The 22,628-nt window shown below is 67.8% G+C and carries 20 protein-coding genes; 13 read left to right on the plus strand and 7 right to left on the minus strand.

Features of this window, described 5'->3' with window-relative positions:
• Positions 1–13: 13 nt before the first annotated feature.
• The 5 genes from QME70_06330 (at position 14) to QME70_06350 (ending at position 6,510) form a co-directional block, all read left to right on the plus strand.
• A complete protein-coding gene (locus tag QME70_06330; GenBank protein ID MDI6894209.1) occupies positions 14–1,654 on the plus strand; it encodes a CTP synthase in 1,641 nt (546 codons plus the stop codon).
• A gap of 46 nt (positions 1,655–1,700) precedes the next feature.
• Positions 1,701–2,705 (plus strand): signal peptide peptidase SppA, encoded by a 1,005-nt coding sequence (sppA, locus tag QME70_06335; protein ID MDI6894210.1) that lies wholly within the window; start codon positions 1,701–1,703, stop codon positions 2,703–2,705.
• 100 nt (positions 2,706–2,805) lie between these two features.
• Positions 2,806–3,576 (plus strand): Yip1 family protein, encoded by a 771-nt coding sequence (locus QME70_06340; GenBank protein ID MDI6894211.1) that lies wholly within the window; start codon positions 2,806–2,808, stop codon positions 3,574–3,576.
• A 64-nt stretch (positions 3,577–3,640) separates the two neighbouring features.
• The gene (locus QME70_06345) at positions 3,641–5,050 is read left to right on the plus strand and encodes an oxaloacetate decarboxylase subunit alpha (protein MDI6894212.1); all 1,410 of its coding nucleotides are present in this window, start codon (positions 3,641–3,643) and stop codon (positions 5,048–5,050) included.
• Between the two features lie 65 nt (positions 5,051–5,115).
• Positions 5,116–6,510: a hypothetical protein gene (locus tag QME70_06350; GenBank protein MDI6894213.1), complete on the plus strand. Its 1,395-nt coding sequence runs from the start codon at positions 5,116–5,118 to the stop codon at positions 6,508–6,510.
• A gap of 109 nt (positions 6,511–6,619) precedes the next feature.
• Here the strand turns inward: QME70_06350 and QME70_06355 are convergent, their stop codons facing one another.
• From QME70_06355 to QME70_06365, 3 genes are all read right to left on the minus strand, one after another.
• Positions 6,620–7,576, minus strand: coding sequence for a cation diffusion facilitator family transporter (locus QME70_06355; GenBank protein ID MDI6894214.1), 957 nt, complete (start codon positions 7,574–7,576; stop codon positions 6,620–6,622).
• A gap of 298 nt (positions 7,577–7,874) precedes the next feature.
• Entirely contained in the window at positions 7,875–8,924 is a 1,050-nt protein-coding gene (locus tag QME70_06360) for a PhzF family phenazine biosynthesis protein (GenBank protein ID MDI6894215.1), read from the minus strand.
• Positions 8,925–8,977: 53 nt separating this feature from the next.
• Positions 8,978–9,745 carry a hypothetical protein gene (locus QME70_06365; protein MDI6894216.1) on the minus strand — a complete coding sequence of 256 codons (768 nt, stop codon included), beginning with the start codon at positions 9,743–9,745 and terminating at the stop codon, positions 8,978–8,980.
• A 461-nt stretch (positions 9,746–10,206) separates the two neighbouring features.
• Here QME70_06365 and QME70_06370 point away from each other — a divergent pair, with 461 nt between their 5' ends.
• The 8 genes from QME70_06370 to QME70_06405 all read left to right on the plus strand — a co-directional run bounded on the left by QME70_06370 (position 10,207) and on the right by QME70_06405 (position 19,014).
• Entirely contained in the window at positions 10,207–12,204 is a 1,998-nt protein-coding gene (locus QME70_06370) for a methyl-accepting chemotaxis protein (GenBank protein MDI6894217.1), read from the plus strand.
• Between the two features lie 36 nt (positions 12,205–12,240).
• Positions 12,241–12,702, plus strand: a complete 462-nt coding sequence (locus tag QME70_06375; GenBank protein MDI6894218.1) for a chemotaxis protein CheW — start codon at positions 12,241–12,243, stop codon at positions 12,700–12,702.
• Positions 12,703–12,724: 22 nt separating this feature from the next.
• Entirely contained in the window at positions 12,725–14,677 is a 1,953-nt protein-coding gene (locus QME70_06380) for a chemotaxis protein CheA (GenBank protein ID MDI6894219.1), read from the plus strand.
• 94 nt (positions 14,678–14,771) lie between these two features.
• Positions 14,772–15,128: a response regulator gene (locus QME70_06385; GenBank protein ID MDI6894220.1), complete on the plus strand. Its 357-nt coding sequence runs from the start codon at positions 14,772–14,774 to the stop codon at positions 15,126–15,128.
• On the plus strand, positions 15,116–16,381 hold the full coding sequence (cheB, locus tag QME70_06390) for a chemotaxis-specific protein-glutamate methyltransferase CheB (protein ID MDI6894221.1): 1,266 nt from the start codon (positions 15,116–15,118) through the stop codon (positions 16,379–16,381). Before QME70_06385 ends, cheB begins: the two co-directional genes overlap by 13 nt.
• Positions 16,382–17,158, plus strand: a complete 777-nt coding sequence (locus QME70_06395) for a protein-glutamate O-methyltransferase CheR (GenBank protein MDI6894222.1) — start codon at positions 16,382–16,384, stop codon at positions 17,156–17,158.
• A 1-nt stretch (position 17,159) separates the two neighbouring features.
• Entirely contained in the window at positions 17,160–18,389 is a 1,230-nt protein-coding gene (locus QME70_06400) for an HD domain-containing phosphohydrolase (GenBank protein ID MDI6894223.1), read from the plus strand.
• A 139-nt stretch (positions 18,390–18,528) separates the two neighbouring features.
• On the plus strand, positions 18,529–19,014 hold the full coding sequence (locus QME70_06405) for a chemotaxis protein CheX (GenBank protein ID MDI6894224.1): 486 nt from the start codon (positions 18,529–18,531) through the stop codon (positions 19,012–19,014).
• A 109-nt stretch (positions 19,015–19,123) separates the two neighbouring features.
• Here QME70_06405 and QME70_06410 read toward each other — a convergent pair whose 3' ends face one another.
• The 4 genes from QME70_06410 to QME70_06425 all read right to left on the minus strand — a co-directional run bounded on the left by QME70_06410 (position 19,124) and on the right by QME70_06425 (position 22,498).
• Positions 19,124–20,815 (minus strand): ATP-binding protein, encoded by a 1,692-nt coding sequence (locus tag QME70_06410; GenBank protein MDI6894225.1) that lies wholly within the window; start codon positions 20,813–20,815, stop codon positions 19,124–19,126.
• A 169-nt stretch (positions 20,816–20,984) separates the two neighbouring features.
• Positions 20,985–21,374 carry a type II toxin-antitoxin system VapC family toxin gene (locus QME70_06415; protein MDI6894226.1) on the minus strand — a complete coding sequence of 130 codons (390 nt, stop codon included), beginning with the start codon at positions 21,372–21,374 and terminating at the stop codon, positions 20,985–20,987.
• Entirely contained in the window at positions 21,371–21,607 is a 237-nt protein-coding gene (locus tag QME70_06420; GenBank protein MDI6894227.1) for a type II toxin-antitoxin system Phd/YefM family antitoxin, read from the minus strand. Before QME70_06420 ends, QME70_06415 begins: the two co-directional genes overlap by 4 nt.
• A gap of 51 nt (positions 21,608–21,658) precedes the next feature.
• A complete protein-coding gene (locus tag QME70_06425; protein MDI6894228.1) occupies positions 21,659–22,498 on the minus strand; it encodes a methyltransferase domain-containing protein in 840 nt (279 codons plus the stop codon).
• Positions 22,499–22,628 lie beyond the last annotated feature (130 nt).

Genomic DNA, 22,628 nt, shown 5'->3' on the forward strand with positions numbered 1-22,628 from the left:
CGGGGGGCTGAAAATGGCGAAGTTTGTGTTCGTGACGGGCGGGGTAGTCTCCGGGCTGGGGAAGGGGATTACCGCCGCCTCTCTGGGGCGTTTGCTGGCCGCCCGCGGCCTGCGGGTGACTGCGCTCAAGTTCGACCCTTACATCAACGCGGACGCGGGGACCATGAGCCCGCTGCAGCATGGAGAGGTCTTCGTGACCGACGACGGTGCCGAGACCGACCTGGACCTGGGGCACTACGAGCGTTTCATGGACGTGTCCCTCGGTCGGCTGAACAACGTCACCACCGGCCAGGTGTACAGCGCCGTCATCGGGCAGGAACGGCGGGGCGACTTCCTGGGCGGCACCGTGCAGGTCATCCCCCATATCACCAACGAGATCAAGGAGCGCCTGCATCGGGTGGCCGAGGTGAGCGGGGCCGACGTCGTCATCTCCGAGATCGGCGGCACGGTGGGCGACATCGAGAGCCTGCCCTACCTGGAAGCCATCCGCCAGTTCAAGAGCGACGTGGGCCGCCACGACGTGATGTACGTCCACGTCACCCTGGTGCCCTTCGTGGGGGCCGCGGGAGAGCTCAAGACCAAGCCCACCCAGCACAGCGTCAAGGAACTGCGATCCATCGGCATTTCCCCGGACGTTATCGTCTGCCGAACCGACCGGCCCCTGTCCCACGACCTGAAGGAGAAGATCGCCCTGTTCTGCGACGTGCCTGTCGAGGCGGTGGTCCAGAACGTGGACGTGGACTCCATCTATGCGGTACCCCTCATCCTGGAAGAAGAAGGCCTGGGCCGGATAGCCACGTCCGTCCTCGGGCTGAGTTGCGGCGAGCCAGACCTTTCCGAGTGGCATAACCTGGTAGATAAGTTGCGGCATCCTTCCCGCCGGGTGACGGTGGCGCTGGTGGGAAAGTACGTGGCGCTGCACGATGCTTATCTGAGCGTGGTGGAGGCCCTCTGCCACGCCGGGATAGCCCACGATGCCAGCGTGGACGTAGAGTGGGTGGACTCCGAGCAGCTCGAGCAGGAGTCACCTGCCGCCGTGCTGGGCGCCGTGCACGGCATCCTGGTGCCCGGAGGATTTGGCTCCCGCGGCATCGAAGGGAAGGTCAGGGCTGCCGAGTATGCCCGCGAGGCGCGCATCCCCTACTTCGGGCTCTGCCTGGGGTTGCAGTGCGCGGTGATCGAGTTCGCCCGCCACGCCCTGGGCCTGGAGGGCGCTAACTCCACCGAGTTCGATGCCCATACCCCGCACGCCGTGATCGACTACATGCCCGAGCAGAAGAAGGTGGTGGCCAAGGGTGGGACGATGCGCCTGGGGGTATATCCCTGTCGCCTGACCCCGGGGACTTTGGCTCAGGCGGCATACGGCGCGGAGATGGTCCAGGAGCGGCACCGGCACCGTTTCGAGGTGAACAACGAATACCGCGACCTCCTGGCCGCCGCCGGTTTGCGCCCCGCGGGGGTCTGGCCGGACGGAGATCTGGTGGAGGTCATGGAGCTGGAAGGTCACCCGTGGTTCGTGGGCACCCAGTTCCACCCGGAGTTCAAGTCGCGGCCCACCCGCCCCCATCCCCTTTTCCGTGACTTCCTGGGGGCGGTCATCGGCTACCAGGAGAGCGGCCCTTTGCTCTGGCTGAGCCGTCCTGCCCGTCGTTGACCCCACCGCGCGTCTGTCCGGGAAGGGTTGCGAGGAGGTGTTGCTTTTGAGCCGGAGGAAGAGGGTAGTTGCGGTGGTGCTGACCCTGGTGGTGGTCGGTTCCGTGGTGGCGGTCGCTCTTGCCACGGTGCCGGCGGGGGAGAGGCTGGTGCGGAGCGGCAACGCCGTCGGTCTGGTTTTCCTGGAAGGTATCATCACCACGGGGTCTTCGGGCAGCCGGCTGCTGGGGGCCGTGCTCGGCTCTGACTCCGTGCTGGTGGAACTCCGCAAGGCGCGGGAAGACCCGGCTACCCGGGCGGTGGTGCTGCGCATCAACAGTCCCGGCGGCAGCGCTGCCGGGTCCCAGGAGATCGCCCGGGAGGTCCAGCGGCTGCGGGAGGCCGACAAGGTGGTGGTGACTTCCATGGGCGACGTGGCGGCCTCCGGGGCCTACTGGGTGGCGTCGGCCACCGAGCACATCATGGCCGACCCGGGCAGCCTCACCGGCAGCATCGGCGTCATCATGGAGGTGCAGAATCTGGAAGGGCTCTACGGCAAACTGGGCATCCGGTACGAGACCATAAAGAGCGGGCCCCACAAGGACATGGGATCACCCGCCCGGCCCCTCGACCCGGAGGAGCGCGCCATCCTGCAGGGGATGGTGGACGACATCTTCCAGCAGTTCGTGGACGCGGTGGTACAGGGCCGCGCGGGCAAGATGACCCGCCCCCAGGTGCTGGCCCTGGCCGATGGCCGCGTATTCACCGGTCGCCAGGCCCTGCAGAACGGTCTGGTGGACGAACTGGGCAACCTGCGCGATTCCATCCAGAAGGCTGCCGACCTGGCGGGTATCGGCGAATCCTACGAGGTCAAGACGTACCGGGAGGTGCATCCTCTGCTAGACCTGCTGCAGGAGATGGGCCTGCGCTTTGGCGGCGCCTTCTGGGGAGGGGCGGCACCCCTGGCGCCGGCTACAGGGGCAGCCGGTACTGCGGTCCCCGGACCCCTGCAACGGCTGGAGTGGGCCTGGTGGGCCGCCCGCCAGATCCTGACCATGCCGGCCGGTCGCTGAGTCCCGGGCCAGGAGCGCCCTCAGCGGCCGGGCCTGGCGTACGTCCCACGCGCACGCCAGCGAGTCGCATCATCAGGAGGTGGAGACAGCAGTGGAACATATGGGGGAGCAACTGCCCGGGCCTCCCGGCGGGCAGGCATCCACGCCGGGGAAGCCGGCCGCCGCCGTGCCGCCCGAGGAGCGGGCCGCCGCCGTGCCGCCCGAGGAGCGGGCCGCCGCCGTGCCGCCAGAGAAGCCGCCGCTGGGTGTGCTGGAGCTGATGTACGGCGCCCTGTTCAGCCCGGTGGCCACCTTCCGCGAGGTGGCGGCGCGTCCGCACCTGGGCCGCGCCGTGGTAGTGCTGGTGGTGGTGGCGGCGGTGAGCGCGACCGTGGGTGCCATCAGCGGGGGGCGGGAGTTCACCGCCGGGATGGCAGAGGCGGGTGTCCCGGTGTCGGGGGCGAGCTTCGGCCCCGTGGCCTTCCTCTTCGGGCTGGTGGGGCCCTTCCTGTTCTGGTATCTGCAGACTGCCATCTTCTACCTCACGGGCGTCCTCCTGGGAGGAAAGGGTCCGGTCCTTCCCCTGATGGCGGCTCTGGCCGTGGCCAGCATGCCCCAGGTGTTCTCCGCGCCGGTGATGCTGGTGAGCACGGCGGTCCACCAGGGTTTGGGGGTGTGGCTTTCCCTGGCCATCGGGATCTGGGTGATCGTCCTGAACGTTCTGGCAGTCCGGGAGGCCCTGCACTTTTCCACGGGACGGGCCATCGCCACCCTGGTGCTGCCGCTGGCCGTCATCGTGGTGCTGATGGTGGGGGCGGTTATTGCCTTCGCCGTGGCCTTCCTGCCCCTGTTCCAGCAGTTCATGCCCGGCACCATGCCCCCGATCCCCTGACCGCTGCCCGTTCCCGACTGAGTACTGGCGGGTTTACGACTGACGGATGGAGGTCTTGCGCGACATGACGGCACCGCGACCCGTGCGCATCACCGACACGACCCTGCGCGATGGCCACCAGTCCCTCCTGGCCACCCGCATGCGCCTCGAGGACATGCTCCCCATCATCGACAAGATGGACCGCGTGGGCTTTCACTCCTTCGAAGTGTGGGGCGGGGCCACCTTTGACTCGTGCCTGCGCTTCCTGGCCGAGGACCCGTGGGAGCGCCTGCGCACCCTCCGGCGGGCGTTCAAGAACTCCCGCCTGCAGATGCTCCTGCGCGGTCAGAACCTGGTGGGGTATCGCCACTACCCGGACGACGTGGCGGAGGCCTTCGTGCGCAAGGCGGTATCCAACGGGCTGGACATCATCCGCATCTTCGATGCCCTGAACGACACCCGCAACATGGGGAAGGCCATCGAGGTGACAAAGGAAGCGGGCGCCCACGTCCAGGCCACGGTGGTGTACACCACCAGCCCTATCCATACCGTGGACCACTTCGTGGAGGTGGCGCGGGAGCTGGCCGGGATGGGCGCCGATTCCATCTGCCTGAAAGACATGGCGGGCATCCTCGACCCCTACACGGCCCACACCGTGGTGGGTCGCCTCAAGGCCGAAGTGGGCCTGCCCGTGCAGGTCCATACCCATTACACCAGCGGCATGGCCTCCATGGCCCTCCTCAAGGCTGTCGAAGCCGGCGCCGACGTCATCGATACCGCCATCTCATCACTGGCCCTGGGGACTTCCCAGCCCGCCTGCGAGACCATGGTGGCTGCCCTGAGGGGTACTCCCTACGAAACCGGGCTGGACCTGGGGCTCCTGGGCGAGATCGCCGAGTACTTCCGCGACGTGCGCAAGAAATACGGTGAGTTCGACGTGGCTCCCCCGGGCGTGGACACCAACGTCCTCCGCTACCAGATCCCGGGGGGCATGATTTCCAACTTCATCTCCCAGCTCTCGCAGCAGAACGCCCTCGACCGGCTGGGGGAAGTGCTGGATGAGGTCCCCCGCGTGCGGGAAGACCTGGGATACCCGCCCCTGGTGACGCCCTCCAGCCAGATCGTGGGCGCTCAGGCGGTGCTGAATGTGCTGGCCGGCGAGCGCTACAAGATGGTTACCAATGAAGTGAGAGCCTACCTGCGGGGGCTCTATGGAAGGCCGCCCGGCCCGGTGAATGAAGAGGTGAGGCGGAAGATAATAGGGGAGGAGCAGGTGGTGGAGGGGCGCCCCGCCGACGAGCTGGAGCCCGGTCTCCCGGAAGCGCGCAGGCTGGCTGCCCCGTACATGGAGCAGGAGGAGGACGTCATCTCGGTAGCCCTGTTCCCCCAGGTGGCCCTGAAGTTCCTCCAGGAGCGCATGGCCCGTCGCACCGGGGTGGATTACACCCTGGCCGAGGAAGCACGCAGGAACGGCCCCGTGCACTACCCCGTGTGATGGCGGTGCCCCGTGCATTACCCCGTGTGTTGGCCGTGCCCCGTGCAGCGCCCTGTGGGATAGCCATGATGCGACCCGATCTGCTAAGCCGCATACCCGAGCAGGTGATCAGCGTGGCCCGCCGCCTGAGGGAGGCGGGCCACGCCGTGTACGTGGTAGGAGGTGCCCTGCGCGACCTGCTCCTGGGCCGGGAGCCGGGCGACTGGGACCTGGCCACCTCGGCGCGGCCCGAGGAGATGCGCCCGCTGTTCGCAGGATGGCGCGTAATCGATGTAGGAGCCCGGCACGGCACCCTGGGTATCATTCCCCCCGGCTCCGCCGGTCCTCCGGGCACGCCAGCCCCCGTTCCGCCCGGTCCTCCGGGCACGCCTCCCTCCGGTGTTTCCGATGATGCGGGGATGCCCGGCCCCCAACCGGGCACTGGCGGTGTCATTGAGGTGACCACGTTCCGCGCCGAGGGACCCTACAGCGACTTCCGCCATCCCGACTACGTGCGTTTCGTGGCTGACCTGAACGAGGACCTGTCCCGCCGTGACTTCACGGTCAACGCCCTGGCCCTGGACCCGTTCACGGGAGATCTGCACGATCCCTGCGGGGGGCAGGAAGACATGCGGCGGGGTCTGGTGCGGGCCGTAGGGCACGCCGAGAGCCGGTTCCGCGAGGATGCCATCCGCCCCCTGCGCACCTTCCGCCTCGTGTCCGAGTACGGGTGGGAAATCGAGGAGACCACCTCGCAGGCCGTCGTCAGGTGCGCTGCCCTGGTGGAGCGGGTTGCTCCTGAGAGGGTGCGCGCGGAGCTCGAGCGCATCCTGCGGGGCCCTCGTGCGGGGAAGGCCCTGAGACTCATGGCCGCCCACGACCTGCTGGGGCGCATCTTCCCCGGCATCACCCCCTCTTCAGTGCCGTGGGACGCCATCGACAGGCTCCCGCCCCGGGTGGAGCTTCGCCTGGCCCTTCTCCTCGAGGGGACCGGCCTGCCCCGCGGGGGAGCGGCCCGGGCTGCGGTGGCAGCGACCCTGGCCAGGTGGCGCTTCCCCACCCAGGTGGCGGAGGAGGTTGGTGCCCTGGTCGCCCACCGCGCGGACGAAAGCCTGCTGGAGGCCGACCCCGCCCGGTTGCGCCGGTGGATTGCGGGCACCGGCCGGGCCCGTGCCCTTGACCTGGTGGAAATCGCAGGGGCGCGCTGGTCCGGGGAGGCTGACGAACTCGCCCGGGCACGCGGGCGCGAGGCCGCCCACGAACTCGGTCGGCGGGTCAGGTCCCAGCTGGACCGCGGATTCCCCACCGCAGTGGAGGAGCTACCCGTTGGCGGGCACGACGTGATGGAACTGCTCCACCTGTCCCCCGGGCCCCGGGTGGGCGAAGTGCTCCACCACCTTCTGGAATTGGTCTGGGACGACCCGTCCCTGAACGACCGCCGCGCCCTCCTCGAGCTACTGAAGCGCCTGCGTTCGCTCTGACGCCCCCTTGCCCGGCCCCACAGGCTGGCAGTCAACTACCGGTGCCGGGTCATCCCGGTTGTCTGCACTGCCCCGTCCCCACGGGCCGGCCTGCGGCGCCGCCCTGCTTCTACCGGGACTGGCTGCCTGGCCCTGGGGGCGGCGACGGTTCTACGTGGATCACCACATCGGTACGGAAAAAACGCCCCTCGATCTCTTTCTCGATGGCGTCACAGAGGGTATGGGCTTCCGCCACGGTGTGGTCGCCGTGCACCACCAGGTGGAGATCTATGTGCCGCTGGGGGCCGGCGCGGCGGGAGCGCATGCGGTGGAAGCCGACGAAATCGGCGCTGTGCCTGCTGATGATCTCCCGGATGACCTCTTGCTCTTCGGGAGGCAGGGAGATGTCCATGAGGGGCAGGAAGGCTTCCCGGGTCAGCTCCCACGCAGCGTGAATGATGAGCACGGCCACGATCAGTGCTGCCACCGGGTCGACGATATGGTATCCGGTAACCGCCATGATCCCCAGCCCCACGAACACGCCCGCCGAGGTCCACACATCGGTAGACAGGTGCATGGCGTCCGCCCGCAGGGCGACCGAGTCAGCCTGCCTGGCCACCCGGAACAGGTAGCGCGACACTGCGAAGTTGACCGCCGCGGCCAGCCCCATCACCACCAGCCCCACTCCGAGGGACTCCACCCGGACGCCCTGCACCAGCTTGCGGACCGCCTCCACGATGATCCAGACGGCTGCGGTGAAGATGAGGACCGCCTCCACCGTTCCCGCCACGTTCTCCACCTTGCCGTGCCCGAAGGGATGTTCCTCGTCGGCCGGGCGCCGCGACTGCCGAACGGAATAGAAAGCGATCCCGGCCGCCACCAGGTCCATGGCGGAGTGAATCGCCTCCGAGAGTACGCTCACCGATCCCATCAGGAGGCCCGCGGCCAGCTTGATGGCCACCAGGGCAGAGTTGGAAAGCACAGATAACCGTGCTGCTCGCACGGCCATTTCTGCCGCTCTCGCCGGCGGTGGCGCCTGGGGGCGCTGGCTGGGCGTGCTGTCCTGCTCCGCGGGGTGATTGGCCATACCGCCCTCCACACAAAGAAAGGGACTTCATCTTGTGAAGTCCCACGGGGTGTCCCGCTGCCCGGGCGGGCCCGGCAGCCACCTCCTCTCAACCGGTTCCGCTGCCCCCGTCCCTGGGGAGGCGTGGTCATACCATGCTGGAGGTCGGGCGCTGCCTGACGTCCGCTCTTCCATTGCCCGTATTCTACCATATGCGCCCCCGCACCTCAACGGTATGCTCCACTCTCCGCACGCTGCACGCCTCAGCGGTGTGCTCGGCCTGCCGGGACGCACGGGGAACTCTACCTCAGCGTTGGCCTTACAGGAGTATCTTTCCCTCCAGCACCAGGCGGGCTGCTCCGCCCACCCAAACGCGCGGCGGTCCCTCGGGGAATGCCTCCAGGCGTACGTGGATGAGGCTGGGTCTGCCCATGATGTGACCCTGCTCGCAGCGCAGCCGGGCCACCCCATCGTAGAAGGGGATGAGCCCGCGCAGGGCCAGGTACCCACCCAGGGCCCCGCTGGCCGTTCCGGTAGCCGCCTCCTCACCTATCCCCACGGCCGGGGCGAAGTCGCGGCAGTGGGCGGCGATTTCACCGCCATCGCCGGTGTCGAGGGCATCGAAGGTGAAGCAGTGGACGCTGACCACCTGCAGCCTCCGACACAACCTGGCCAGGCGCCCGAAGTCAGGTTCCAGAGACCAGAGTGTCTTGCGGTCCGGAAGGGGGACAATCAGGTCCCAGAGGCCGGTGGAAACGATCTCGGGGGTGGCGCGCGGGTCCTCCCCCAGGAGGGCCACCTCTGCCCCCAGCGCTGCGGCGAGCTCCGCCACCGCCTCGCTACCGGGTTCGCCCCGGGATGCGGGCGGTACCTGCGCCATCATCACCCGCGCGGGGTGGCCGTCATCGTCGAGCAGTACCTGGACAGGCAGGGCTCCCGCCCGGGTGTGCTGGTAGCACACCAGTTGCCCCGGGTCCTCCGTGGAGGTGTTGCGGCGGGAGGGGAGGCGGTTGCGCAGAGCGAGCGCGAAGAAGGTGGCGATGGTGGCATGCCCGCAAAGGTCCACCTCGGTGGTGGGGGTGAAAAAGCGCACCGGCAGCGCGGGGCGCGGGCCGCCCGGCTCTGGAGAGTCGTCTGAGGCCCCGGCCAGCACGAAGGCCGTCTCCGAGACGTTCATCTCCCGGGCGATTTTCTGCATGAGATCCTCGTCCAGCCCGCGGGCATCCGGGACCACCCCTGCGGGATTGCCCCCAAACGGCACGGAAGTGAATGCATCCACCTGCCAGATCTCGAGCTCCACATCGTCACCCCCACCCGGCAAGAGCGTCGCCGTCCTGCCCCCGCCGGCGGCGGCTTGCATCAGACTCATGGGAACCGCCTGAGCACCGTCGGCCTGGCTATTGTACCACAGGAGGTCGGCCCTCAGGCCTGGGGGCGGTAACGGTGGCGGAGGACCTTCCCGCGGTACTCCGCGCTCGCTTCGGTCAGGTAAGCGACGACCGGGTCTTCCGGGTCCACGTCGCGGCGGGGCAGCAGGTTTCCCACCTTTTGCTGCATGCGCTCCAAAGACAGGTCCTCAGCGGTGACGATGACCAGATGGACCCCATGTTGGAGGCTGATGCCTGTCTTCATGGCATCGCGAGCCTGCTGGTCTTTCGCCACCTGTGGGTCGGGATATCTGGGGGTGGGGCCATAGTGCTGGGGACCGTTGAACTCGAAGGCCACCTTCCCCATATAGATGCGGTCGTATTCCATGAGTTCACCGGTCAAGGGATTCGTGAGGTAGCCGGGGCGCACGTTGTTCGCGAAATCCCGCGAGTCGACGATGACGCTCAGCCACTCCTTCATGAGTGCTTCTCCCTTGTGGGGATAAGTCTCAAGGCGGCGCCTTACTCTTGCCAGCTCCTGCTTGCGTTCCTCAAGGTACGGGTGATGGAGGACATAGACCAGCTTGCGTCGACGGGCGGTGCGCTTCTCCAGCCACCCCGATGAAACCAGTTCGCGCACATAGCTTTCCAGGGTGCTGTGGCTGGCGATCCCGGCGAGGCTCAGAAGTTCCTTCCCGGTGGGCGAGCAGTCTCCGGAGTCCCCCGCCAGGTGCAGCAGCACAGCATACAAGAGTCTGGCCCCCGGCCGCAGGGATCCGTCCAGCAGGAGACGCACCGGCACCCTCACAGTGCGCACTTCCACCAATCACCTCCCCTCCCAGTATTCGTCAGAATTCCCCCCCGCCTCCTTCTGTACGCCCCACATATGCCGGAAATCGTCGTATGCAGCCGGCTCACATATGCCGAGAATTGGCCTAGCTGGGGGGGGGGAGGGAGGTGGCACAGGACTAAATATGTGATAACAACAGATGGAACAGGGGGTTCCAGGGGGCTGGTGGAGATCTGGAGATGGGGGATGGCGGCCGACGAGGAGGGTGCGCCGGAATCCGTCATATGCTTGAGGGTTTCGTGCGCCAAGAATCGGCACATTGGGGCATCTGGCAGGAGGTGGCGACGGAGCCACGGGCTACCGGGGCGGGGCGCAGGGTACCGGAGGGGGCGCGTGGGTAGGCCGCAACCTGCTCAAGCAATGGGGGAGCCGTTCGATATAACTAGTAGGCGGGCGGCCCCGGCATGGGGCTTTTGACTTTGGGAGGTCGGGGCATGAGACAGACGCTGTGGGACCGCTTGCGCAAGAAGGTGTCGCTGGCGTACCTGCATCTGTTGCTGGTAGCATTGATCCTCGTGCTGGGGACGAGCGCGGTATGGGGCCACGTGGCTCTGAACTCGGCAGACCGGGTGCGCCAGGAGGCCACAGCCCGGCTGGAGCTGGCATCGCGCCTGCAGGGTGAGATGCGGGCCCTGGTGTTCCCGGTCACCACCTGGTTGGTGATGGCGGACCCGGGTGCCACCATCTCCTTTGACGGCGCCATGAAGAGGGCCCGGGAAACCCTGGCTCAGATGGAGGCCGGGTGCCGGACGCTGGATGAGAAGAACGAAGTGCGCAACCTGGGGAACCTCCTTGACTCACTGGGGCTGACGGCCGGGGAGCTTTTCGCTATCCAGAAGCCGGTGGGGAATCCCGAGACCAGGGCCGGTATGCTGCAGGTGCAGTACAGCCTGATCACCACCGAGGATATGCTGGCGCGATTCGTGAACCAGTACACCGCAGAGGTGGAGAAGGCCCGCCGGGGAAGCGAGGCGTTCATGAGGGTGGTCCTCTGGGTCACCATCCTCATAACCGTGGGCGGTGTGATTGCAGCCACCCTGGGCTTTTACACGCTCATCCTCCGGCCCATCAGAACCCTGTCGCGGCACGCCCGGCTGCTGGCTGCAGGCGACCTGCGCCAGGATGTGCCGCCCGTCGGAGGAGGCGAAGTGCTCAGCCTGGCCGGTTCCCTGAGCACCATGGCCCGCGAGCTGCGGCAGGTCCTCCTGGAGGCTGCGGAAAAGGCCGAAGATACCGCCCACACCGCCTCGGAACTGAAGGCCGGGGCGGAGAACGCTGCCAGCGGCACATTCCAGATCGCGCGCGGCATCCAGGAGGTGGCCCGGGGCGCATCCGAGCAGACCCGCCACGCCTCGGAAACGGCGTCCGCCGTGACCGAGCTCAAGGCGGCCATCGGGCAGGTGGCAGCGGGTGCCCAGGAGCAGGCCCGCAACGTGGAGACGGTCAGTTCCCTCGTGAGCGATATGGTGCGCCTGATGAACGAAGTGGGAGAGGCGGCACGGGCGGTTCAGAGCTCCTCCACGACGGCATCGCAGGCCGTGGAGAGAGGATATGGTTCCGTCCACTGCATGGTGCAGGCCATGGAGCGCATCAGGGGAACCGGGACGGCTCTTGCCGCCAAGATGGAAGAGTTGGGTGGCCACTCCGAACGGATTGGCGAGATTGTGGAAGTGATCGACGAGATCGCCGACCAGACCAACCTGCTGGCGCTGAACGCGGCCATCGAAGCCGCCCGGGCGGGCGAGCACGGGCGGGGCTTCGCCGTGGTGGCCGACGAGGTGCGCAAGCTGGCCGAGCGGTCATCCCGGGCCACCAAGGAGATAGCCGGTCTGATCGCTTCGGTGCAGAAAGAGACTCGCAGCACGGCTGCCAGCATGGATTCGGCCATGAAGGAAGTGGGCCAGGGAATGGAGGTGGCCCAGGGCGCCCGCGACGCTCTGGAGGAGATTCGCCGCATGGTGGCGGATTCCGACGCGCAGGCCGAGGCCGTGGCCGGGGCAGCCAATCGCATGCTGGCGCAATCCCAGCAGGTGGCCAGGGCCATAGATGCCCTGGCGGCGGCCACGGAGGAGAACGCGGCTGCCACCGAGCACATGGCCCAGGGCAGCGACCGGGTGGGCCAGGCGGCGGAGGGGATTGCCGCCATCACGGAGCAGAATGCGGCGGCAGCCGAGGAGGTGTCGGCAGCCGTGGAAGAGGTCAATGCCGTGGTGGAGCAGGTGGCCGGCTGGGCTCGCAGCCTGGCCGATATTGCGGAAGATCACCGGCGCTCGGCCACGCGCTTTCAACTCACTGGCGACGGCTCCCGACCTGCCGCTGCCGGCGCGGCCGACTCCGGCGACGGCGAGGGCGGCGGGCGCACCTGGCTGGGCGGGATGCTGGGACGAATCCGCCGGGTGGCGGCGAGGGCTGGCGGTGGTGGACGAGCGTGAGCGCTGAGCTGAGCGGGCGCGGGGTGGTGAGCAGGGGTGAGCGCTGAGCGGGCCCTGGTGGTGTTCCAGCTCGGGAACGAGGAGTACGCCATCACCGTGGAGCGGGTGCGCGAGGTGGTGAAGGCGGAGCGCATCACCCGCGTACCGGGGGCTCCCTCCTACGTGCGGGGGATCATCAACCTGCGCGGGCGCGTGGTACCCGTGATCGAGCTGCGGCAGCGGCTCGGCCTGGATGCGGCCCCGGTCGAGCGCCCGCGCATCATGGTGGCAGAGGACGGCTCCGCCCTGGTGGGGATGCTGGTGGACCGGGCCTTCGAGGTGATGCGTATCCAGCCCGGGCAGCTGCAGCCTCCCGACGAGGTGCTGCAGGGGGACGAGAACAGCCGGTTCGTCGAGGCGGTGGCGAATCTGGACGGCCGCCTGGTGGTGGTCCTGCGTCCGGGAGAGCTCCTCGCCCGCGAGGATAAACAGGCCGTGGCGGAAATAGTGGCAAGCTGACGCCGGGCCAGGGGAGGACCCTATGGGCGACGCCTTTGCCTTCACCGCGGATGACATCGCCGTATTCCTGGTCGAAGGGGAGGAATTGCTGGCGGCGCTGGAATCCAGCCTCCTGGTCATGGAGGCCTCCGCCCGCCAGGGCGGAAGCGTTGATCCGGAAGTGGTCGCCGGCGCCTTCCGGGCTGCCCACACCCTAAAGGGATCGTCGGCTGCTGTGGGTCTGCGCGCCATGTCAGTCCTCACCCACGCCATGGAGAACGTCCTGGACGGGGTGCGCCGGGGAGGAAAGCCGGAACCCGCCCAGATGGAAGCGCTGCTGGGTGCGCTGGACCACATCCGCAGCCAGCTGGCGCACGTGGGGGAGGCGGTCCATCGGGAGGGGCCCGAGGTGCTCGCCCGCCTGGGTGAACAGGATGACCCCCGCGCCCGGGAACTGGCCGTCCTCCTGGTGGGAAAGACGAAATCCGGGGCGCTGGGGATTCGCGTCAGATTCCACGAGCAGTGCCTGATGCCGGCGGTGCGTGCCTATCAGGCGGTCATGGCGCTGGAGGATGCCGGTGAAATCGTCGCGTGCCAGCCATCCCTCGAGGACATCGAGGCCGAACGGGTGGGCAACGTTCTCGAGGTGAACCTGGAGACGGCACTCCCTCGCGAGCAGGTCAGGGCGCGGCTGGAAAGCATCTCCGACGTCGTGGAGGTCACGATTTCCGCGGGCGAGGGCGTCCTCCCGCACGCCCCCCCGGCGGAGACGGCGGCGGCGGCACCCGGTGGTGCGGTGCAGCCCGCCCGGGGAACGGCGGCAGCGGGCATCACCCGCAGCGTGCGGGTGGATGTGCGGGTGCTGGACGAACTGATGAACCTGGCGGGTGAGCTGGTCATCCAGCGCACCCGGCTGGGGCGCCTGCTGGCTGACGCCCGGCTGGTCGATGAGAATCTGGGCAAGGCGGTGGAAGACGTCGGGCGGGTGGCGACCCAGCTGCAGGAGCAGGTCATGAAGGCGCGCATGCTCCCCGTGGCGAACCTCTTCCGCCGCTTCCCCCGCATGGTGAGAGACCTGGCTACAGCCGCGGCCAAGGAGGTGGAGCTGGTCATCCGGGGCGAGGACACCGAGCTGGACCGCGCGGTCCTGGAAGAGATCGGCGACCCCCTGGTGCACATCCTGCGCAACGCCGTCGACCACGGCCTGGAGTTCCCGGCCGGGAGGGAGGCGATGGGGAAACCCCGCACCGGAAAGATCGTGCTGTCAGCCCAGCACGAGGAAAACTACGTCCTCATCTCGGTGCGGGACGACGGGCGGGGGATCGACGTGGAGCGGGTGCGCCAGAAGGCGATCGCGGCGGGGCTGGTGGGTGCTGATGAGGCGCGCGACCTGCCCGCCCCCGAAGTGATCAACTTCATATTCTCGCCCGGATTCAGCACCGCCGACAGAGTCACCGAGGTGTCGGGCCGGGGCGTGGGGCTGGACGTGGTGCGGCGGAACGTGCAGCGGGTGGGGGGAACGCTCCAGGTGGAGAATTTCCCGGGCCAGGGTGTGGAGTTCCAGATGCGCCTGCCCCTCACGCTGGCCATCATCCGCTGCCTGCTCTGCCAGTGGGGTGAAGAGATATACGCGGTGCCCCTCGGGCATGTGGACGAGGTGGTGGAGATCGATCTCGAGCGGCTTCCCACGGTGTATCAGAAGAGAGTCCTGCTGGTGCGCGAGAGCGCTTTGCCCTTCCGGCCGCTGGGTGCGGCCCTGGGGCTTGACCCCGCGCCGGTAGAGTTTGCCCTGGTGGTCAGGGCGGGCGGCCTGCTGGCCGCGCTGGGAGTGACCGGGCTGCTGGGGGATCAGGAAGTGGTGGTGAAGGACCTGGGAGCGTGGCTGGGCAACGTGCGGGGGATGGCCGGCGCCACCATTTTGGGGGACGGGCGGGTGGCCCTCATCCTGGACGTAGCGACCCTGCTGCGCACGGCTGGGCGGACCCCGGCCGCCTGAACGAAACGGGCGTGGCACCCGGGCTGCCTGGCGGGGCCCGTGGGTAGCCGCGGCGGAGCATGAACGATACATAGGGTGGGGACGGGGTGTGGGGATGGCCAAGGTTCTGGTGGTGGACGACGCCGCATTCATGCGCGTGAGACTCTCCAGCCTGCTCAGGCAGGCGGGCCACCAGGTGGTGGAAGCCTCAAACGGCGTCGAGGCAGTGGAGGCGTATGAGGCAGAGAAGCCCGACCTGGTGTTCATGGACATCACCATGCCCGAGATGGACGGGCTGGAAGCGCTCAGGCGGCTGCGGGCCAGCGACCCCGAAGCCCGGGTGGTGATGTGTACGGCGTTGGGGCAGCAGTCCATGGTGATCGAGGCGATCAAGTCGGGAGCCCGGGACTTCATCGTCAAGCCGTTCCAGCCGGACCGGGTCCTGCAGGCGGTGCAGAAATGGGTACCTTAATGTTCCCGCAGGCCCTGGGAGCGGACCCGGGGCGACCCGGTCCGGCGCCCGATGCGGATCGGTCCGACCTGGTGGCAGATCCGGGGCAGCGCGACCTGACGGGAACTGCGCAACCGCCCGTGCGGGTGCTGGTGGTGGACGACTCCCTGTTCATGCGCATGCTCATCCGCAGCCTGCTGGAGGAGGACCCCGCCATCCAGGTGGTGGGGCAGGCCCGTGACGGCCTGGAGGGGCTGGCACGGGCGGAGGAACTGGACCCGGACGTGATCACCCTGGACGTGGAGATGCCCCGCCTGGGCGGGTTGGGGATGCTCGAGCGGCTCATGGGCAGAGATCCCCGCCCGGTGGTGATGGTTTCGGGACTCACCCGCGAAAACGCAGAAGCCACCATTGCCAGCTTGCGTCTGGGGGCGGTGGACTTCCTGACCAAACCTTCCGGAAGCGTATCTACCGACCTTCCCCGCCTTCGCAGGGAGCTGCAGGCAAAGGTGAAGGCCGCAGCGACTTTGGGCAAAGGGGGGGTCCGTCGGGTCATGGGTTCTAGCCCGCCCCCGCTCCCGGCAGCAACCCCCCCTGGGCCCCCTTTAGTGCCGGCCGCCGCCGGGGAGCACCCCATCGTAGAGCATCCCGCCGGCAAGCAGCAGCCGCGGCGGACGCGGGCAGCCCAGCGGTTGGTGGTGGTGGGTGCTTCCACGGGAGGGCCCTCGGCCCTCCACCTGCTGGTGGCCGCACTGGCCGGGCGTGTCAGCCGTCTGGCTCCTGTTGCCATGGTCATTGTACAGCACATCCCGCCGGGATTCAGCACGGCCATGGCCCGCAGCCTTGCGCAGACCGCGCGGGGAGTCCTGCGGGTGGAGGAGGCCACGAGCGAGAGGCCACTGCAGGCGGGCGACGTGCTGCTCGCGCCCGGAGGGTACCACGTGCGGGTGACGCCGGGGCCCGCAGTGGAGCTTAGCCTGGAGCCCCCCGTGGCGGGGGTGCGCCCGGCCGTCGATATCACCCTTTTGAGTGCGGTGGAGGTGTTCCGGCGGCGGATCCTGGCCCTCATCCTCACGGGTATGGGATCGGACGGCCTGCGGGGCGCGAGGGCGGTGCGGGAGGCGGGAGGAAGGGTGATCGCCCAGGACCGGGAGACCTCGGTGGTGTACGGGATGCCCCGCGCGGTGGCCGAGGCGGGGCAGGCAGACGCGGTTCTTCCCCTGCGGGGTATACCTGAGGTGGTGGCGGCGTGGTGGAACAGCCGGGTGGCGTGAATGGAGTTCGGTGAGTTCTGTGAGGAGATCCGCGGGCTGACCGGGTTGGACCTCTGCCAGTACCGGCCTCAGCAAATCGAGAGGCGGCTGGGGGGGCTCCTCGCCCGTCAAGGCGTGGCCGATTGGACGGCATGCCTGGAGCTCTTGCGCCAGGAGCCGGCCCGGCGCGAAGAGTTTGTGGAGTGGGTAACCATCGGGGTTTCCGAGTTCTTCCGCAACCCCGACCGGTTCGAGGAACTGCGCGGGCAGCATCTGCCTGCCCTCATCGAGGCGGCGGGTCCCGATGGCCTGCGGGCGTGGAGCGCCGGATGCGCTGACGGTCCGGAGCCTTACTCGGTAGCCATGCTCATCGAGCAGCTCGACCCCGCCGGGTTTCACCGGGTGCTGGCCACCGACATCGACCGGCAGGGCCTGCGGGCCGGCGAGGCGGGCCTCTACGGCGAGGAGGCAGTCCGCGGGGTCGATACCGTCACCCGCGACCGCTTCTTCCGGCGGCGGAGCAACAGGTGGGAGGTGGTACCGGCGGTGCGCAGCCGGGTCACCTTCCGCTACCACGACCTGTTCTCGCCCGTCTACCCCCACGGGTTCCATCTCGTGCTCTGCCGGAACGTCCTCATCTACTTCGAGGACGGGACCAAGCAGGCCGTCCTGGGCCGGCTGGCCCAGGCCGTGCTGGCCGGAGGGCTGCTTTTCCTGGGTGCCACCGAGATGGTGCGCGATCCCCGTTCTCTCGGCTTGCGCTATCTTTCACCCTGCTTCTACAGGAGGGAGGGATGAGATGCGGCGCGTGAGGGTTTCGGCCCTGCGACCCGGCGTACGCCTGGCGATGGCGGTATACGGCGCGCGGGGGCTGTTGCTGCGCGAAGGTGTGGACCTGAGCCCCGCCCACATCGACCGGCTGCAACGGGCCCGGGTGGAGGCGGTGTACGTCGACGATCCGCTGTTCACCGACATTCAGATGCCCCCCGATGTCTCCTGGGAGGTTAAGAGTTCGCTTCTTTCGGCCTGCTCCGCCCTCTGGGATCATTTCCGCGCTCTCGACCCGGCGGGCGGCGGAACACCAGATAGCGGTTCTGGGGGAGTTGCGCAGGGGGCCGGTGCGCGTGACGGCGCCGCTGCGGCAGCCCGGAGAGGTGGCGTGCGGCGCGATGATGCTGCGGGCGCAGCCCAGGGGGGCGGTGCGCGCGGCGGCGGCCCGGCGCTGGCCGAGGCGGCGCGGTGGCCGGTCCCTTACGAGCGCCTCATGGAGATCGCCTCCGTCCTGGAGGACGAGCTCCGCAGCGTACCCGCCTGGGCCGTGCAGATGGTGGCGGGCGGTGAGGATGAGGACGGCCCCGTGGTGCACGCCGTCAACACTTCCCTGGTGGCGGCGTCCCTGGCTCGCCAGGCGGGTCTGGGCGGGTACGTGCGCGAGCTGGCGCTGGGCGGCCTGCTCCACGACATGGGGCTGGCCCTGCTGCCTGCCCATCTCCACCTGGAACCCGATGAGGTGGTTGCGGAGGACCTGCCCCTGCTGCACACGCATCCCCTGTTGGGCGTGAAGCTGATGCGTGGGCAGCCAGCCAGTGCCTACGTGCAGGCGGCGGTGGCCCAGCACCACGAGCGCGTCGACGCCTCCGGGTATCCCCGGAGACTGAGGGGTTCGCGTCTGGCCGCTCACTCCCAGCTGGTGGCTGTGGCGGACACCTTCGTCCGGCTGGCCGGGCTGGGCCGGGGGTCCAGTGAGGCGTGGGAGTACGTGGTGAGCGGAGCGGGCAGCGAGTTCGACCACCGGCTGGTGCAGGCGTTTTCCCAGGCCATTCCCCCTTATCCCCTCGGTTCAGCCGTGCGCCTCAGCACGGGCGAAGAAGGGGTGGTGGTAGGTCTGGAAACGGGCCTCCTCACCCGTCCGCGCCTGAGGCTGCTCCGGGATGAGGCGGGTCGGCCCCTGGACCAGCCGGTGACGTACGACCTGGCGGAAAACATGCACCGCAACCGCGTCATCGTGGGCGAAGCCCCCGACGCCTGACCGGTCCCGGCCATCAGGGGGGCTTAACCCGCCCCGGCCATCGCGGGCGAAGCCGCAGAAGCCAAGCGCTGTGTCTGCGTCAGCTGCGGGATCTCTTGCGAAATACAGAGGATGCTCGAGTTGGCGGGAGGGAGCGGATGTGAACGTGCAATTCCTCAACCCTTTCTTGGTGGCGATCAGGGACGTGCTCGAGAGCGAGCTGGGCGAAACTCCCCAGTTGGGTACCCTCGCAGCCGAGGAAACATCCTTCACCTCGGACGACGTCACGGTGCTCGTGGGCGTGACGGGCATGGTCGAGGGCATCGTGTTCTACGGCATGTCGGAGAGCGCTGCCTGCCGGCTGGCCGGCGCTATGATGGGGGCGACCGTGCCCGTCCTCGACGGGATGGCGGAGAGCGCCATCGCCGAGTTAGGTAACATGATCGCGGGCCGCGCCAGTGCGGGCCTGGAGGAGGCCGGCTTCAGCAGCCGCCTGGCACCTCCCTCCGTTGTGCACGGTCGGGGAGCCATCATCAGCACGGTCCAGATCCGCCGCCTGGTGGTCCCCGTCACCACCTCCAGGGGGGAAATCCGCGTCCACCTCGCCCTCCGCCTGCGTCCTAACGCCGAGAACAGTTCGGCGTAGGCAGCGGCGGCTGCCGTGCGTGGGCCATGCATCACACGGGGGATCGCACGCGTGCGTTTCTTAAGGTGCCTAATATCGCACGCGTGCGATTCGTGTAGCGATCCCGCGTTCACTTTTGGGTACGTGTCGGGCGGTAGGTGGCGGTGCGACCCTTGCCCACCATGCGCAACTCTCCCCTCTGGGTGAGGCGCTTCAGCAGGCGGTACGCCTGGGGAGGCGGCAGCTGGCACAGCTCGCTGACTTCCTTCCGCGAGATACTTCCGTGCTTGCGCACGTACTGCAGCACCATTTGCTCGTGCTGGATGGGCTCGAACCCGCGGGCCCTGACGTACTGCGCTGGTTCTCCCAGGGCCCGGTAGAGAGCGGCGCTCAGATGGTAGGACACCTTTCGCTCGCCGCGCGCTTCCAGGAATCCGCGCTCCACCATTTGGTTCAGGTGGGCGCGCGCGGCCGTTTCGGAACGCTGAATCAGTTCGGCTGCTCGCTTCACGTCCAGGCTGCGGCTGCGCTCGATCTCATTGAGTATGAGGAGATCTTCGACGGATAGGGGGCGTCCCCGCAGGCTCTGTTCAGCCACGAAGCGCGCCAGTTGCAAGTTGGCGGGTCCGCCCGGCAGGATTACCGTGACGTCGGTTGCGGTTGACAGGCCGTAGTCCGGGGCGGGTCTGCCGTAGCGGAGCTGCGACTCAAAGATGAGGTCGATACCGCGCCCCGTCCGTTCCACCACACCGGCGCGCTTGAAGGCATCCACAAGGAGCGGGTTGCGGGGGCGCGGCGGAGCCACCAGCAGGTTATCCAGGCGGATTCCCTCCGGGAAGCCACCGGGATTGCTGATCCGGATCCGGTCCTTTTCCCACTGGACGTGGACTGCGCCCAGCCGGGTGTAGTCACGGTGCAGGATGGCGTTGGCTAGGGCTTCCCGGAATCCTTCCTCAGAGTAGTCGGGGATGCCCAGACGGACCAGGCCCAGTATGATCTCCTCCTGAGAATTGCGGGCGCGAAACCTGGTCATGATCTCATCCGTGACGCGGAGCAGCGGCCAGCGGAAGAAGTCATTGACCTCTACCCGGGTGTCAGATAACACCTGGAATGCTACCTCGTGCGTGGGGACGTACCGCCTGAGGGCCTCCTGCTTTCCGAACAAAAGTAAAGCCCCGACCCGCAAGGCCCGGACTTCGTGATTGGCCTCGACCAGGCCGAGCGCTTTGGCGATCTCGAGGTCGGGGAGAGCGACCAGGGACCTGTCGCCGAGACCCACGCTTTCCCGCACGAAACGGCGGAATCTCTCGAACTCCAATGGGTCCAGGTCATCCCACGTGGCCCCGGGCACCCTCAGCGCGGAGTAATCCTGAGCGCCCCCGTTAGCCAGCCGCGCCTGCATCTCGTGGAAGTGATAGGGTACGCAGGCCGCTTCCCCCCGGCCTCCGATGGCCCGCCGGAGGTATTTGCCCTCCGTGGTTCCCACCGGCAGAGCGCTGCGGGGAACGTCAATCACCAGGACCGTCTTGCCGCCGACGGTGACCTCGTAGACCCGCGCTGCGAGCGAGGGACGCGTTTGATTGGCGATCAGGGCCTGTACCCGCCTGGGGTCGGTGACGCCGCCCTCGTGGCGCGGCCGCGGTCCCGTCACGGTGCCGTCGTCTTCAACTCCGATCAGCAAGAGGCCGCCTTCGCCGTTGGCAAGACAAACCACGGTCTCCACCAGGTCCCGGTCGCTGAGCGGCTGACGGGCTTCTCCCTTGAACTCTACCGTGAAGGATTCGCCGCGGGCGATGATCTCAAGGAGTTCTGCCTCTGTCAAGCCCTGCACCTCGCTGGTATTTCATTCCACGCCAACGTCCTTGTCCCTTCCTTGGGAGCCCGGGGGGATTAGTCCCTGCGAGCCGGCTGTTCCGACCGATGCCGCACCTCGAGCGCTCGGGATGAGTCCCGGGCGTCGGTAGGGCGGATGCACTCCTGCATCCCCGCGCTCACCAGATCACCTCGACTGGGTAGTGCGCAATCTGCTGATCGGAGGTCAAGATGGGAAGTTGTTCTAATTGCGCTTGTGCCACCAGAAGCCGGTCGAACGGGTCGCGGTGATGGTCGGGGAGCGTATGGACATGGAGGGCATGGCTGATGAGAATTGGCAACGGCTGAATCGCGTTACGAGCCAGCTCTCCGGAAATGAAGGATCCAAGGTCTTCAGCCGCCACCTCAATCCTTCCGAGTCTTGCCTTGATTGCGATCTCCCATGCGCTCGCGGCGCTCAAGAGGATCGTGTTCTTACCGTCAGCGATAACCCGGGAAGCATGCGCCGACAGCCGCGGGTCTTCTGTGATCCACCACAGAAAGGCATGGGTGTCCAACAGGACCCTCATGTTTCGAAAGCCTCCAGGAAAACATCCGGGAGTGGCGCATCGAAGTCGGGGCTAATTCTTAGCTTACCCCTGGCACTGCCCGGAAGGCGCTTAAGTGGCCGGTTGCTGAACGGCACCAGACGCGCCACCGGTCGGCCGGCTCTGGCGATGATAATCTCCTCGCCCGCCTGGACGCGGGTCAGTAGTCGCGACAGATGGGTCTTGGCTTCGTGGACGTTGACCTGGGTGGGCACACTGATCACCTGTCACCATTGTGGACTAACCGGTGGACCAAGTCAAGTTGATCACTTTTCCAGGACGCAGACCACCAGGTGGGTGAAATACTCGGGAGCCAGGGCGGCCAGGAGGCCAAGGTAAGGCCTCAGCGGAAGCTGGCGGTAGTGCACCACCCGCAACGTGCCTCTCAGCATTCCCCGGAACCTGCGAATGCTCATATGGTTGATGTATGTGATCCTCACCGGGCCTGCCCGGGGGTGATGGCCGGGGACGGTGCCGAAGCGCAGCCGGAGCCGTTCTTCCCCGTCTGGGAGATCCTTGACCAGCTGCGCATATGTCAGGCCGAGGGTGTCCTCGCTGCAAAACAGGTGCACCCACGGGACGCCGATGGCGTCGGACAGGTGTGCACCAAAGGGGTGCCCGTAGGGAGGAAAGCTGACATACAACCGACCGCCCGGCACCAGCACCCGCGCTGCCTCATGCAGGAAGGCCTCCGGCTGCGCCAGGTGTTCCATGAGGTCGCTGGCCACCGCCACGTCGAAGCTGCGGTCCGGAAAGGGAAGGCGTGTCACGTCGGCAGCCGCGAACTCGGTTCGGTCCGCGACCCCCTTGCGACGGGCGAAATCCCGGGCATCCGCGAGATACCGCTCCACCAGGTCGACGCCAACGGCACGCCCGGCTCCCGCGCAGGCGAAATACACCGTCTTGCCCCCGGCCCCGCATCCGGCGTCCAGCAGCCGCTTCCCCGCCACTATACCCTCTGGGGAAGCGAAGTCCCCGAACACCTCCAGCGTGTGGCGGGCCTTCTCGAATTGCCACTCCGCGTACGATCCCGGGAGGTTGAAAGGGTGCTCCCTGCGTGGAAAGAGCCTGTTGAGGCCAAGCAGCAACCGTACGCTCAGTTTCACCGGCCAACCCCTCATCGCCAGCCCGCTCCAGTCGCAGCCGCCCTGTGCCTGAACCAGGCTTCGGCGATTACCCTGAAGTCACCTCCTCTGCTGCAGCATCCACTGACGCAGGCAGCTCAAGTGACCAGCA

The organism is Bacillota bacterium, from assembly GCA_030019365.1.
GTDB lineage: Bacteria > Bacillota > Sulfobacillia > JACIYH01 > JACIYH01 > JACIYH01.

Excerpts from the sequence above, each read along its gene's own strand:
- QME70_06330 (MDI6894209.1), top strand. The coding sequence starts at position 14 with ATGGCGAAGTTTGTGTTCGTGACGGGCGGGGTAGTCTCCGGGCTGGGG.
- QME70_06340 (MDI6894211.1), top strand. The coding sequence starts at position 2,806 with ATGGGGGAGCAACTGCCCGGGCCTCCCGGCGGGCAGGCATCCACGCCG.
- QME70_06345 (MDI6894212.1), top strand. The coding sequence starts at position 3,641 with ATGACGGCACCGCGACCCGTGCGCATCACCGACACGACCCTGCGCGAT.
- QME70_06350 (MDI6894213.1), top strand. The coding sequence starts at position 5,116 with ATGATGCGACCCGATCTGCTAAGCCGCATACCCGAGCAGGTGATCAGC.
- QME70_06355 (MDI6894214.1), bottom strand. The coding sequence starts at position 7,576 with ATGGCCAATCACCCCGCGGAGCAGGACAGCACGCCCAGCCAGCGCCCC.
- QME70_06360 (MDI6894215.1), bottom strand. The coding sequence starts at position 8,924 with ATGAGTCTGATGCAAGCCGCCGCCGGCGGGGGCAGGACGGCGACGCTC.
- QME70_06370 (MDI6894217.1), top strand. The coding sequence starts at position 10,207 with ATGAGACAGACGCTGTGGGACCGCTTGCGCAAGAAGGTGTCGCTGGCG.
- QME70_06380 (MDI6894219.1), top strand. The coding sequence starts at position 12,725 with ATGGGCGACGCCTTTGCCTTCACCGCGGATGACATCGCCGTATTCCTG.
- QME70_06385 (MDI6894220.1), top strand. The coding sequence starts at position 14,772 with ATGGCCAAGGTTCTGGTGGTGGACGACGCCGCATTCATGCGCGTGAGA.
- cheB (MDI6894221.1), top strand. The coding sequence starts at position 15,116 with ATGGGTACCTTAATGTTCCCGCAGGCCCTGGGAGCGGACCCGGGGCGA.
- QME70_06395 (MDI6894222.1), top strand. The coding sequence starts at position 16,382 with ATGGAGTTCGGTGAGTTCTGTGAGGAGATCCGCGGGCTGACCGGGTTG.
- QME70_06400 (MDI6894223.1), top strand. The coding sequence starts at position 17,160 with ATGCGGCGCGTGAGGGTTTCGGCCCTGCGACCCGGCGTACGCCTGGCG.
- QME70_06415 (MDI6894226.1), bottom strand. The coding sequence starts at position 21,374 with ATGAGGGTCCTGTTGGACACCCATGCCTTTCTGTGGTGGATCACAGAA.